At 60.0% G+C, this 12,330-nt stretch carries 11 protein-coding genes; 6 read left to right on the top strand and 5 right to left on the bottom strand.

The annotated features are described in order from the left end of the window. Positions 1–96: 96 nt before the first annotated feature. Together cysD and cysN are read left to right on the top strand one after the other, a co-directional pair. Positions 97–1,014 carry a sulfate adenylyltransferase subunit CysD gene (gene cysD, locus ACA049_RS04585; protein WP_090175435.1) on the top strand — a complete coding sequence of 306 codons (918 nt, stop codon included), beginning with the start codon at positions 97–99 and terminating at the stop codon, positions 1,012–1,014. Positions 1,015–1,023: 9 nt separating this feature from the next. Next, positions 1,024–2,922, top strand: a complete 1,899-nt coding sequence (gene cysN / locus ACA049_RS04590; protein WP_497333462.1) for a sulfate adenylyltransferase subunit CysN — start codon at positions 1,024–1,026, stop codon at positions 2,920–2,922. A gap of 156 nt (positions 2,923–3,078) precedes the next feature. On the opposite strand, the gene yihG is transcribed toward cysN, so the two are convergent. Genes yihG through ACA049_RS04605 form a run of 3 tightly spaced genes read right to left on the bottom strand, consistent with a single transcriptional unit; the run spans position 3,079 to position 6,480 of the window. Then, positions 3,079–3,981, bottom strand: a complete 903-nt coding sequence (gene yihG / locus ACA049_RS04595; protein WP_497333464.1) for a 1-acylglycerol-3-phosphate O-acyltransferase, YihG family — start codon at positions 3,979–3,981, stop codon at positions 3,079–3,081. Then, the gene (gene pta / locus ACA049_RS04600) at positions 3,982–6,081 is read right to left on the bottom strand and encodes a phosphate acetyltransferase (protein ID WP_497333466.1); all 2,100 of its coding nucleotides are present in this window, start codon (positions 6,079–6,081) and stop codon (positions 3,982–3,984) included. A 60-nt stretch (positions 6,082–6,141) separates the two neighbouring features. Beyond that, positions 6,142–6,480 carry a DUF3565 domain-containing protein gene (locus tag ACA049_RS04605; protein ID WP_497333468.1) on the bottom strand — a complete coding sequence of 113 codons (339 nt, stop codon included), beginning with the start codon at positions 6,478–6,480 and terminating at the stop codon, positions 6,142–6,144. Here ACA049_RS04605 and ACA049_RS04610 point away from each other — a divergent pair. The 3 genes from ACA049_RS04610 to ACA049_RS04620 all read left to right on the top strand — a co-directional run bounded on the left by ACA049_RS04610 (position 6,449) and on the right by ACA049_RS04620 (position 8,845). Continuing rightward, positions 6,449–6,934, top strand: a complete 486-nt coding sequence (locus tag ACA049_RS04610; protein ID WP_007901600.1) for an FKBP-type peptidyl-prolyl cis-trans isomerase — start codon at positions 6,449–6,451, stop codon at positions 6,932–6,934. The genes ACA049_RS04605 and ACA049_RS04610 overlap by 32 nt on opposite strands. Before the next feature lie 122 nt (positions 6,935–7,056). Then, positions 7,057–7,539, top strand: coding sequence for a glutathione peroxidase (locus ACA049_RS04615; RefSeq protein WP_497333470.1), 483 nt, complete (start codon positions 7,057–7,059; stop codon positions 7,537–7,539). Positions 7,540–7,741: 202 nt separating this feature from the next. After that, on the top strand, positions 7,742–8,845 hold the full coding sequence (locus ACA049_RS04620) for an NADH:flavin oxidoreductase (RefSeq protein ID WP_497333472.1): 1,104 nt from the start codon (positions 7,742–7,744) through the stop codon (positions 8,843–8,845). A gap of 114 nt (positions 8,846–8,959) precedes the next feature. Here the strand turns inward: ACA049_RS04620 and ACA049_RS04625 are convergent, their stop codons facing one another. After that, positions 8,960–10,159 (bottom strand): glycosyltransferase family 4 protein, encoded by a 1,200-nt coding sequence (locus ACA049_RS04625; protein WP_497333474.1) that lies wholly within the window; start codon positions 10,157–10,159, stop codon positions 8,960–8,962. Positions 10,160–10,199: 40 nt separating this feature from the next. Next, the gene (gene cysZ / locus ACA049_RS04630) at positions 10,200–10,952 is read right to left on the bottom strand and encodes a sulfate transporter CysZ (protein WP_497333476.1); all 753 of its coding nucleotides are present in this window, start codon (positions 10,950–10,952) and stop codon (positions 10,200–10,202) included. Positions 10,953–11,267: 315 nt separating this feature from the next. Here cysZ and trxB point away from each other — a divergent pair, with 315 nt between their 5' ends. After that, entirely contained in the window at positions 11,268–12,230 is a 963-nt protein-coding gene (gene trxB / locus ACA049_RS04635) for a thioredoxin-disulfide reductase (protein WP_497333478.1), read from the top strand. Positions 12,231–12,330: the final 100 nt, after the last annotated feature.

Consider the following 12,330-nt stretch of genomic DNA (forward strand, 5'->3'; position numbering starts at 1 on the left):
CTAGTCGGCGTCCTGATTAGAAGAGGTCGCTGTGCTAGGATTCCCCGCTCGAACACGGCCCGCTGGCCGTCCATAAGATCGTTTTCGTGAGTAGCCATGGTCGACAAACTGACGCATCTGAAACAGCTGGAGGCCGAAAGCATCCACATCATCCGCGAGGTCGCCGCCGAGTTCGATAACCCGGTGATGCTGTACTCCGTCGGTAAAGACTCCGCCGTGATGCTGCACCTTGCGCGCAAGGCATTCTTCCCGGGCAAACTGCCGTTCCCGGTGATGCACGTCGACACCCGGTGGAAGTTCAAGGAAATGTACGCGTTCCGCGACCGCATGGTCGAAGAACTCGGCCTGGACCTGATCGTGCACGTCAACCCCGATGGCGTCGCGCAGGGCATCAACCCGCTGACCCACGGCAGTGCCAAGCACACCGACATCATGAAAACCGAAGGCCTGAAACAAGCCCTCGACAAGTATGGTTTCGATGCCGCTTTCGGTGGTGCCCGTCGCGACGAAGAGAAGTCTCGTGCCAAAGAGCGCGTGTATTCCTTCCGCGACACCAAGCACCGCTGGGACCCGAAAAACCAGCGCCCGGAACTGTGGAACGTCTACAACGGCAACGTCAACAAGGGCGAATCCATTCGTGTGTTCCCATTGTCGAACTGGACCGAGCTGGACATCTGGCAGTACATCTACCTCGAAGGCATCCCGATCGTGCCGCTGTATTTCGCCGCCGAGCGCGACGTCATCGAGATGAATGGCACCTGGATCATGATTGACGACGAACGCCTGCTCAATCACCTGAGCGATGAAGACAAGGCGCGCATCGTCAAGAAGAAGGTCCGTTTCCGTACGCTCGGCGACTACCCGCTGACCGGTGCGGTCGAGTCCGAGGCCACCAGCCTGACCGACATCATTCAGGAAATGCTCCTGACGCGAACTTCCGAACGCCAGGGCCGGGTCATCGACCACGATGGCGCAGGCTCGATGGAAGAAAAGAAACGTCAGGGTTATTTCTAAGGGGTTGTCATGTCGCACGTATCTGATTTGATCAGCGAGGACATCCTCGCCTACCTGGGCCAGCACGAACGCAAGGAAATGCTGCGCTTTCTGACCTGTGGCAACGTCGACGACGGCAAGAGCACCCTGATCGGGCGTCTGCTGCACGACTCCAAGATGATCTACGAAGATCACCTGGAAGCCATAACCCGCGACTCGAAAAAAGTCGGCACCACTGGCGAAGACATCGACCTGGCGTTGCTGGTCGACGGCCTGCAGGCCGAGCGTGAGCAGGGCATCACCATCGATGTCGCTTATCGCTATTTCTCCACCGCCAAGCGCAAATTCATCATCGCCGACACCCCCGGCCATGAGCAGTACACCCGCAACATGGCCACAGGTGCGTCTACCTGTGACCTGGCGATCATCCTGGTCGACGCCCGCTACGGCGTGCAGACCCAGACCCGTCGCCACAGCTTCATCGCCTCGTTGCTGGGCATCAAGCACATCGTGGTCGCGATCAACAAGATGGACCTCAACGGCTTCGACGAAACCGTGTTCGAGTCGATCAAGGCCGATTACCTGAAGTTCGCCGAAGGCATCGCGTTCAAGCCGACCACCATGGCCTTCGTGCCGATGTCCGCTCTGAAAGGCGACAACGTGGTGAACAAGTCCGAGCGCTCGCCGTGGTACACCGGCCAGTCGCTGATGGAAATTCTCGAGACCGTCGAGATTGCCAATGACCGCAACTACACCGACCTGCGTTTCCCGGTTCAGTACGTCAACCGTCCGAACCTGAACTTCCGTGGTTTCGCCGGCACCCTCGCCAGCGGCGTTGTGCACAAGGGCGACGAAGTCGTCGTGCTGCCGTCGGGCAAGAGCAGCCGTGTGAAATCCATCGTCACCTTCGAAGGTGAGCTGGAACACGCAGGTCCCGGTCAGGCTGTGACGCTGACCATGGAAGACGAGATCGACATCTCTCGCGGCGACTTGCTGGTGCACGCCGACAACCTGCCGCAAGTGACCGACGCCTTCGACGCCATGCTGGTGTGGATGGCCGAAGAGCCGATGCTGCCGGGCAAGAAATACGACATCAAGCGCGCCACCAGTTACGTGCCGGGTTCGATCACCAGCATCGTCAACCGCGTTGATGTGAACACGCTGGAAGAAGGTCCTGCCAGCGCGTTGCAACTGAACGAGATTGGTCGGGTCAAGGTCAGCCTCGACGCGGCGATCGCGCTGGACGGTTACGCCAGCAACCGCACCACCGGTTCGTTCATTGTCATCGATCGTTTGACCAACGGCACCGTTGCTGCCGGCATGATCATCGCTCAGCCGTTGGCGCATGGCAGCAGCACGCACCACGGCAAACTGGCGCACGTGGCTACCGAAGAGCGCGCCCAGCGTTTCGGTCAGCAACCGGCCACCGTGTTGTTCAGCGGCTTGTCGGGCGCAGGCAAAAGCACCTTGGCTTATGCCGTTGAACGCAAGTTGTTCGACATGGGCCGCGCGGTGTTTGTACTCGATGGCCAGAACCTGCGTCACGACCTGAACAAAGGTCTGCCACAGGATCGCGCCGGGCGCACCGAGAACTGGCGTCGTGCGGCGCACGTTGCGCGTCAGTTCAACGAAGCGGGTCTGCTGACACTGGCTGCGTTTGTTGCGCCGAGTGCCGAAGGTCGTGAGCAAGCCCGGGAACTGATCGGCAAGGAGCGTCTGCTGACGGTTTACGTCCAGGCCTCGCCGACGGTCTGTGCCGAGCGTGACCCGCAAGGTCTGTACGCGGCGGCCGGGGATAACATCCCGGGCGATTCCTTCCCGTACGACGTGCCGCTGGACGCCGACCTCGTGGTCGACACCCAGTCGCTGTCGCTAGAAGAAAGCGTTAAGCAAGTGCTGGATCTGCTGCGTCAGCGTGGCGCGATCTAAGCGTTAGCCGCCCATAAAAAACCCGCCGATGAGTGATCATCGGCGGGTTTTTTTGTATCTGGTCGGACGCCTTCGCGGGCAAGCCTCGCTCCTACGGATTGCGCAACTCCTGTAGGAGCGAGGCTTGCCCGCGAATAGGCCGGTACACTCACCTGATTACTGGGCGGGATACTCCCGATGCATCTGCGCAAGCAACGCATCCTTGTCTTCCCACAACTGATTGATCCAGCCCTGAAACTGCAATCGATACTCCCCATCCTGGTCGTAATTCTTGCCAATGAACTGCGGCGGAATCTTCAACTCCTGAAAATGCACCACCACCTCCGCAACGTTCCCACAGAGCAAATCCCAATACCCAGGACGTCCAGCCGGGTAGTGAATGGTCACGTTCACAATGGACTCAAGCTGCTCTCCCATCGCATCCAGCACAAACGCAATGCCGCCGGCCTTGGGTTTGAGCAGGTACTTGAACGGTGACTTCTGCTGCGCATGCTTGCCTTCGGTGAAGCGCGTGCCTTCGACAAAGTTGAAAATCCCCACCGGGTTGTTGCGGAACTTGTCGCAGGTCTTGCGGGTGGTTTCCAGGTCCTTGCCTTTCTTCTCCGGGTACTTTTCCAGGTAGGCCTTGGAGTAGCGCTTCATGAACGGAAAGCCGAGCGTCCACCAGGCCAGGCCAATCACCGGCACCCAGATCAATTCCTGCTTGAGGAAGAACTTCAACGGCTGGATACGGCGGTTGAGCACGTACTGCAACACCATGATGTCGACCCAGCTCTGGTGGTTGCTGGTGATCAGGTACGAGTGCTGATAATCCAGCCCTTGCAGGCCGCTGAGGTGCCAGCGGGTGCGGCAGACCAGGTTCATCCAGGCCTTGTTGTTGCTGATCCAGGCTTCATGGGTATGGCTCATCAACCAGAGCGTGAAACGCTGGGTGAGGGCAAAGGGCAATACCTTGAAGATCGCTACGCAGAACAGAAACGAGCAGAGCAGTATGGTATTCAACGCCAGCAACAACGATGCAATCACGCCGCGCACGGCGGCAGGTAGAAAAGCCAGCATTTAAAGATCCATAGGTCGGTTGGCAGCTTGAATCGCGGTCAATGCGATGGTGTACACGATGTCATCGACTTGCGCGCCGCGCGGCAGGTCGTTCACCGGTTTGCGCAGGCCTTGCAGCATCGGCCCGAGGCTGACGCAATCGGCACTGCGCTGCACGGCTTTGTGCGTGGTGTTGCCGGTGTTCAGGTCGGGGAACACGAACACCGTGGCGCGACCGGCGACCTGGCTGTTCGGGGCCAGTTGCCTGGCCACGGTTTCGTTGGCGGCGGCATCGTACTGCAGCGGGCCGTCGATCAGCAGCGAGTTCTGCTGTTCGTGGGCGAGCAACGTGGCTTCGCGAACCTTTTCGACTTCTTCGCCGCTGGCCGATTCACCGCTGGAGTAGCTGATCATCGCCACGCGCGGGATGATGCCGAATGCCGCTGCCGAGTCGGCGCTTTGCAGAGCGATCTCGGCCAGTTCGCTGGCGCTCGGGTGCGGGTTCATCACGCAGTCGCCGTAGACCAGCACTTCCTCCGGAAACAGCATGAAGAACACCGACGACACCAACGTGCAGCCCGGTGCGGTTTTAATCAGCTGCAGGGCAGGGCGGATGGTGTTGGCGGTGGAGTGGATGACTCCGGACACCAGGCCATCGACCTCATCCAGCGCCAGCATCATGGTGCCGATCACCACGGTGTCTTCCAGTTGCTGCTCGGCCATCGGCGCGTTGAGGCTTTTGCTTTTACGCAGCGCCACCATCGGTTCGACGTAGCGTTCACGAATCAGGTCAGGGTCGAGAATCTCCAGCCCCGGCGGCAGCTCGATACCTTGAGCGCGGGCCACGGCTTCGACGTCTTCCGGTTTCGCCAGCAGCACGCAACGGGCGATGCCTCGGGCCTGACAGATTGCCGCCGCCTGCACGGTCAGCGGCTCGCTGCCCTCGGGCAGGACGATGCGCTTGTTGGCGGCCTGGGCGCGCTGGATCAATTGATAACGGAACACTGCGGGCGACAGGCGCATCTCACGCGGGGTGCCGCAACGCTGGTGCAGCCAGTTGGCGTCGAGGTGGCTGGCGACGAAGTCGGTAATGATCTCCGCGCGCTCGCGGTCGTCGATCGGGATTTCCTTGTTCAAACCGTTCAACTGGTTGGCGGTGTCGTAGGAGCCGGTGCTCACCGACAACACCGGCAAGCCTGCCTGCAACGCGCCACGGCACAGGTCCATGATGCGCGGGTCGGGCAGGGTGTCGCTGGTCAGCAACAGGCCGGCCAGCGGCACGCCGTTCATGGCGGCGAGGCTGACGGCGAGGATGATGTCGTCGCGATCACCGGGGGTCACCACCAGCACGCCGGGCTTGAGCAGCTCCACGGTGTTGCGCATGGTGCGGGCACAGATGATGATTTTGGTCATGCGCCGGGTTTCGTAATCGCCGGCATTGAGAATCTGTGCGCCCATCAGGTCAGCGACGTCGCGGGTGCGCGGGGCGTTCAATTCCGGCTGGAACGGAATGCAGCCGAGCAAGCGGAAATCACCGCTGCGCAGCAACGGCGAGTGTTCCTTCAGGCGCGAGGCGAAGGCTTCCATGCTTTCATCGGTCTTGACCTTGTTGAGGATCACGCCGAGGACTTTCGGGTCTTTCGGACCGCCAAACAGCTGCGCCTGCAATTCCACCCGGCCAGACAGTTCGGTCAGCACTTCGTTTTCCGGCGCCGAGACCAGGATCACCTCGGCATCCAGGCTCTTGGCCAAATGCAGATTGACCCGCGCGGCGTAACTGGCGCTGCGGGTCGGGACCATGCCTTCGACGATCAGCACGTCCTTGCCGACGGCCGCTTGCTGATAGAGGGTGATGATTTCTTCGAGCAACTCATCCAGCTGACCGTCCCCGAGCATGCGCTCGACATGGGCCAGGCCGAGTGGCTGCGGCGGTTTCAAGCCGTGGGTGCGCGCCACCAGTTCGGTGGAGCGTTCCGGGCCGGTGTCACCCGGATGCGGCTGGGCAATCGGTTTGAAAAAGCCGACTTTGAGGCCGGCCCGCTCAAGGGTACGCACCAGCCCGAGGCTGATGGAGGTCAGACCCACACCAAAATCGGTGGGCGCGATAAAAAAAGTTTGCATGCGGATTCTCTAAAGGGTGCAGGCAAAGGCGATCATCTATATCTGACGATCTGCCGAAATTCAGTCGCCAAGGTTATCGCTAACCGAGCCCTGTGCGCACCAACCGCAATCAAAGGGCTGGCCTATTTTTTCAATGCGTTGCGCGGGGTCCAGGACCCAGGCGCGCAATTGCCACGGCGGCTGGTGACGCAGGTGCTGGGTGTGACCGCAGGAAAGCTCGGCCACCCAATGCCCGTCCTCATCCTGATGGAAGCCAGTGACCGTTGAGCCTTTCGCCGCCACCCGTCTGTCCGGGTTGTGTTCGCTTTCGGGCGATTGCTTCGCTAAACTTGGCCATTCTTCATTCTTATGCAAAAGGTCTCGCCCCATGCTGATCGCCGCCAATAAGGCTGTCTCCATCGACTATACCCTGACCAACGACGCTGGTGAGGTCATCGACAGCTCCGCCGGCGGCGCGCCGCTGGTCTACCTGCAAGGCGCAGGTAACATCATCCCGGGCCTGGAAAAGGCACTGGAAGGCAAAGCAGTCGGCGACGAGCTGACCGTAGCCGTTGAACCTGAAGATGCTTACGGCGAATACGCTGCCGAACTGGTCAGCACTTTGAGCCGCAGCATGTTCGAAGGCGTCGACGAACTGGAAGTGGGCATGCAGTTCCACGCATCCGCTCCGGACGGCCAGATGCAGATCGTCACCATCCGTGATCTGGACGGCGACGACGTGACTGTCGACGGCAACCACCCGTTGGCCGGTCAGCGCCTGAATTTCCAGGTCAAGATCATCGACATCCGTGACGCCAGCCAGGAAGAAATCGCTCATGGTCACGTCCATGGCGAAGGTGGCCATCACCACTGATTTTCTGCGCTAAGCTCAGAGAACTGGAGAGGCGCCCGAGGGCGCCTTTTTAGTCCGCGGCTGTCCCTGACGACATCGCCAAGTGGCTGTTTCGAGTAGAACACGGGAATCTGGAGTTCGTCATGAGTGCTTTTCACGACCTTAATTTGACAGCCCTGGATGGTCAGGAGCTTCCGCTGGCGCCCTTTAAGGGGCAAGTCGTGCTGGTGGTCAACGTGGCTTCCAAATGTGGCTTGACCCCACAATACGCGGCGCTGGAAAACCTCTATCAGCAATACAAGGCCAAAGGCTTCAGCGTGCTGGGTCTGCCGTGCAACCAGTTTGCCGGGCAGGAGCCGGGCACCGAGCAAGAGATCCAGGAGTTCTGCAGCCTCAACTATGGCGTGACCTTTCCGTTGTCCAGCAAGCTGGAAGTCAACGGTCACGATCGTCATCAGCTGTACCGTCTGCTGGCGGGCGAGGGCGCGGAGTTTCCAGGCGACATCACCTGGAATTTCGAGAAATTCCTGCTGGGCAAAGACGGGCGTGTGCTGGCGCGGTTCTCGCCGCGTACGCCGCCGGATGATCCTTCAGTCGTTCATGCGATTGAGAAAGCGCTGAGCTGAAATCAAAAGATCGCAGCCTCGTTTCACTCGACAGCTCCTACAGAGGGACGCATTCCAATGTAGGAGCTGTCGAGTGAAACGAGGCTGCGATCTTTTTGCTTCTGTCTTCTTATCCTTAATCACCCAAATCAATAGTGCTGTTCAACGCTTGCGACTCTCCATATTATCGCCGTCATAAAGTCTATGTCCCGTGGAGCGTCCCATGCCCGTCAAAGCCCTGTTCAAACCGTTCCACCTCGGCACCCTTGAGTTGCCGACCCGCGTCGTCATGGCGCCGATGACCCGCTCGTTTTCGCCGGGCGGCGTTCCCAATTCCAAAGTGATCGAGTACTACCGTCGTCGCGCTGCCGCGGGCGTCGGCCTGATCATCACCGAAGGCACCACCGTCGGGCACAAGGCCTCCAACGGCTACCCGAACGTGCCGCATTTCTACGGTGAAGCCGCGCTGGCCGGCTGGAAGAAAGTCGTCGATGCGGTTCACGCTGAAGGCGGCAAAATCGTTCCTCAGTTGTGGCATGTCGGCAGCGTGCGCCGCATCGGCACCGAGCCGGATGCCAGCGTGCCGGGTTACGGTCCGTCGGAAAAATTGAAGGACGGTCAGGTCGTGGTTCACGGCATGACTCAACAAGATATCCAGGACGTGATCGCCGCATTCGCCCAAGCCGCCAAAGATGCCCAAAGCATCGGCATGGACGGCGTGGAAATTCACGGTGCCCACGGCTACCTCGTTGACCAGTTTTTCTGGGAAGGCAGCAACCAGCGCGCCGACGAATACGGTGGCAGCCTGGCCAACCGTTCGCGTTTCGCCATCGAATTGATTCAGGCGGTGCGTGCAGCGGTCGGCGAAGGCTTCCCGATCATCTTCCGTTTCTCGCAGTGGAAGCAGCAGGATTACACCGCGCGCCTGGTGCAAACTCCGGAGGCACTGGGTGAGTTCCTCAAGCCGCTGTCCGACGCTGGCGTGGATATTTTCCACTGCTCGACGCGCCGTTTCTGGGAGCCGGAGTTCGATGGCTCCGAGCTGAACCTGGCCGGCTGGACCCGCAAGCTCACCGGCAAGCCGACCATTACCGTGGGCAGCGTCGGCCTGGATGGCGAGTTCCTGCAGTTCATGGTCAACACTGACAAGATCGCACAGCCGGCCAGTCTGGAAAAACTCCTGGAGCGTTTGAATAACGACGAGTTCGACCTGGTGGCGGTAGGGCGTGCGTTGCTGGTCGATCCGGACTGGGCGCAGAAAGTGCGTGAAGGCCGTGAGGAAGACATCCTGCCGTTCAGCCGTGAGGCGTTGATGACGCTGGTTTAAGCGGCGCTCGGAAGGGTCTCTTCGCGGGCAAGCCTCGCTCCTACAGAATTTGAGTCGTTCGCAATATCGCGAGCGACACAAATCCTGTAGGAGCGAGGCTTGCCCGCGAAGCTCTTAAGGCAACAACGCCACATCAGGCAAAACCTGTTCCTGCGAACAAGCCCCCCGCAATTGCCCCTCAAACTGCTCGATAATCGCCGCCCAGCCTTGGCGACTCGCATGCTGGCGCGCATTGAGCCGCACGCAACGCAGGGTTTCGCGCTGCTCCAGTAACCACGCTGCCGCATCGCAGAACGCCTCTTCATCCCCCGGCATCGCCAGCACGCCGTTGTAGCCATGGCGAATATGCTGGGCCGCTGCCGCCTGGTCGTAGGCCACCACGCCCAATCCCGAGGCCAGCGCTTCAAGCACCACATTGCCGAAGGTTTCGGTCAGGCTCGGAAACAGAAATACATCCGCTGACGCATAGTGGCTGGCCAAGGCTTCGCCGCGTTGTGAGCCGCAGAAAATCGCTTCAGGCAGCTCCTTCTCCAAAAAACCACGCTGCGGCCCGTCGCCGACCACGATCAGTTTCAGATTGCGCTGTGGATAAGTCGTCTTCAGCACGTCGAAACAGCGCTTGAGCAAGCCAAGATTTTTCTCCTGCGCCAGACGTCCTACGTGGATAACCGCGATGTCCCTCTCGGCCAGTCCCCACTGTTCGCGGAGCGACTGCTGGCGTTTGACTGGATGAAACAATTGGCTGTCGACCCCTCGGGACAACAACGCCAGACGTTCGAAATGACGCCGCTCCAGTTCCATTCGCTGGCTGAGGCTGGGCACCAGCGTCAACGTCGAACGATTGTGAAACCAGCGCAGATAATGGGTCAGCAAGCGCGACAGCAATCCGAGCCCGTACTGATTGGAATACTGCTGGAAATTGGTGTGAAAGCCGCTGACCACGGAAATGCCCAAACGCCGCGCCGCACGCAATGCCGACAATCCCAGCGGCCCTTCGGTGGCGATGTAGAGCACGTCCGGACGATGCCGCTTCCAGCGCCGCAGCAGCTTGCGCATCGACGACTGACCCCATTGCAAACCTGGATACCCCGGCAACGGCCAACCGCGACACAGCAGCAACTCATCGCTGCTGGCCGCCAGCTGATCGCAGCCCTGACGCGGCCGCACCAGTTCGACCTGATGCCCGCGCGCGCGCAAGCCATCGCACAAGCGGCCGAGGGTATTGGCCACGCCGTTGATTTCCGGTGGGAAGGTTTCGGTGATCAGGGTGATATGCAGAGCTGTCGTCATGACCCCAGTGTCGGCTGAGGCCATGTCGTCATTGTGGCGTTTCGATGATGGATTTGTGACGGTGTCAGCGCTGGGTCACCAGATTCTCTGCACCGCGCTCACGCACCCAGAACAGCGTCGCACCCGCCACCGCCGCCGGCATCATCAGGATGTTGACCACTGGAATCAGCAGCACCAGATACACGATCCCGCCAAAGCTCATGCTCTGCCAGCGCTTCTGCCGCAGCCAGGCGAGCATCTCGTTCCAGCCCAGTTTGTGGTTGTCCGCCGGGTAGTCGATGTACTGGATCGCCATCATCCACACCCCGAACAGCAGCCACAGCGGTGCGGCAATGATGTTCACCACGGGGATGAACGAGAGAATGAACAACCCGATCGCACGCGGCAGGAAGTAGCCGAGTTTGCGCATTTCCCGGGACAGGGTGCGGGGCACCATGGCGATCAGCTCGCCCCAGCTGAACGACGGAAAGTCATCGGTGCCGCGCACCACCACTTCGACTTTCTCCGCGAGGAAGCCGTTGAATGGCGCGGCGATAACGTTGGCGAGCATGGTGAAGGTGAAAAACACCATCAGAACCACCAGCACGACAAAAATCGGCCAGAGGATGTAGCTGAGAAAGCTCAGCCAGTCGGGCAGGGATGGCATCAGCGTATCGACCCACAGACTGAATTGATGGCTGGCCAGGTAGATCAATCCGACGAACAGCACGAGGTTGATCACCAAGGGCAACAATACGAACAAACGCAGGCTGGGGCTCAAGACCAATTTGAGGCCTTCGCGCAGGTATTGCGGGCCGGACAGAACGGGGGCGGGCATAACGTGCTCCGAGCAAAGGGTAAACGCGCCGACCTTACCGGCTTTGCCTGATAGGCGAAAGCGCGGCAGCGGCATCGACATTAACTGTAACAAAGGCGCCTATAAATCCATCGTGACCGGATAGAGACCGCCTATGAGCTGGATTGTTAAACCGTATTTCCTTAATCTTCGCCCCCTCGATACGCTGCACCCAATCTTTTTTCAGGACTGTCGAGCCCAAGCCTTCCCCAAGCGCTTTCAACGGTCCTTTTTTATTCCCGCCGGCAACCCGGCGTTCCGCGCCAGGTGTTCCGGGCCGGTCAATAGGAGCAGGTCATGTCTGAAGTCCGTCATTCGCGAGTGATTATTCTCGGTTCCGGCCCTGCCGGTTACAGCGCCGCGGTCTATGCCGCCCGTGCCAACCTCAAGCCATTGCTGATCACCGGCATGCAGGCCGGCGGTCAACTGACCACCACCACCGAAGTCGACAACTGGCCGGGCGACGTCCATGGCCTGACCGGCCCGGCGCTGATGGAACGCATGAAAGAGCACGCCGAGCGCTTTGAAACCGAGATCGTTTTCGATCACATCAATGCCGTGGACTTCGCTTCCAAGCCGTACACCCTGATCGGCGACAGCGCGACGTACACCTGCGACGCCCTGATCATCGCCACCGGTGCCAGCGCTCGTTACCTCGGCCTGCCGTCGGAAGAAGCGTTCATGGGCAAAGGCGTTTCCGCCTGCGCAACCTGCGACGGTTTCTTCTATCGCAACAAGCCAGTGGCCGTGGTCGGTGGCGGTAACACCGCTGTTGAAGAAGCGCTGTACCTGGCCAACATCGCCAGCACCGTGACCCTGGTCCACCGTCGCGAAACCTTCCGCGCCGAGAAGATCCTGATCGACAAACTCAATGCCCGCGTTGCCGAAGGCAAGATCATCCTGAAGCTGAACGCGAACCTGGACGAAGTCCTGGGCGACAACATGGGTGTGACCGGTGCCCGCCTGAAGAACAATGACGGCAGCTTTGACGAGCTGAAAGTCGACGGCGTGTTCATCGCCATCGGCCACACCCCGAACACTTCGTTGTTCGAAGGCCAGCTGACGTTGAAAGACGGTTACCTGGTTGTCCACGGCGGCCGTGAAGGCAACGCCACCGCGACCAACCTCGAAGGCATCTTCGCCGCCGGTGACGTGGCTGACCACGTTTACCGTCAGGCCATCACCTCGGCCGGCGCCGGTTGCATGGCGGCACTGGATGCCGAGCGTTACCTCGACGACCTGCAGAACGCCAAGTTCTGACATCGTTGAAATGAAAAAACCGGCTTCGGCCGGTTTTTTTGTGCCCACAGAAAATGTGGTCAACACAAACCCCTGTGGGAGCTAGCAGGCTAGCTCCCAC

The organism is Pseudomonas sp. LBUM1662, from assembly GCF_059695915.1.

Excerpts from the sequence above, each read along its gene's own strand:
- ACA049_RS04605 (WP_497333468.1), bottom strand. The coding sequence starts at position 6,480 with ATGGAGACAGCCTTATTGGCGGCGATCAGCATGGGGCGAGACCTTTTG.
- yihG (WP_497333464.1), bottom strand. The coding sequence starts at position 3,981 with ATGCTGGCTTTTCTACCTGCCGCCGTGCGCGGCGTGATTGCATCGTTG.
- trxB (WP_497333478.1), top strand. The coding sequence starts at position 11,268 with ATGTCTGAAGTCCGTCATTCGCGAGTGATTATTCTCGGTTCCGGCCCT.
- cysD (WP_090175435.1), top strand. The coding sequence starts at position 97 with ATGGTCGACAAACTGACGCATCTGAAACAGCTGGAGGCCGAAAGCATC.
- ACA049_RS04610 (WP_007901600.1), top strand. The coding sequence starts at position 6,449 with ATGCTGATCGCCGCCAATAAGGCTGTCTCCATCGACTATACCCTGACC.
- cysN (WP_497333462.1), top strand. The coding sequence starts at position 1,024 with ATGTCGCACGTATCTGATTTGATCAGCGAGGACATCCTCGCCTACCTG.
- pta (WP_497333466.1), bottom strand. The coding sequence starts at position 6,081 with ATGCAAACTTTTTTTATCGCGCCCACCGATTTTGGTGTGGGTCTGACC.
- cysZ (WP_497333476.1), bottom strand. The coding sequence starts at position 10,952 with ATGCCCGCCCCCGTTCTGTCCGGCCCGCAATACCTGCGCGAAGGCCTC.
- ACA049_RS04620 (WP_497333472.1), top strand. The coding sequence starts at position 7,742 with ATGCCCGTCAAAGCCCTGTTCAAACCGTTCCACCTCGGCACCCTTGAG.
- ACA049_RS04615 (WP_497333470.1), top strand. The coding sequence starts at position 7,057 with ATGAGTGCTTTTCACGACCTTAATTTGACAGCCCTGGATGGTCAGGAG.
- ACA049_RS04625 (WP_497333474.1), bottom strand. The coding sequence starts at position 10,159 with ATGGCCTCAGCCGACACTGGGGTCATGACGACAGCTCTGCATATCACC.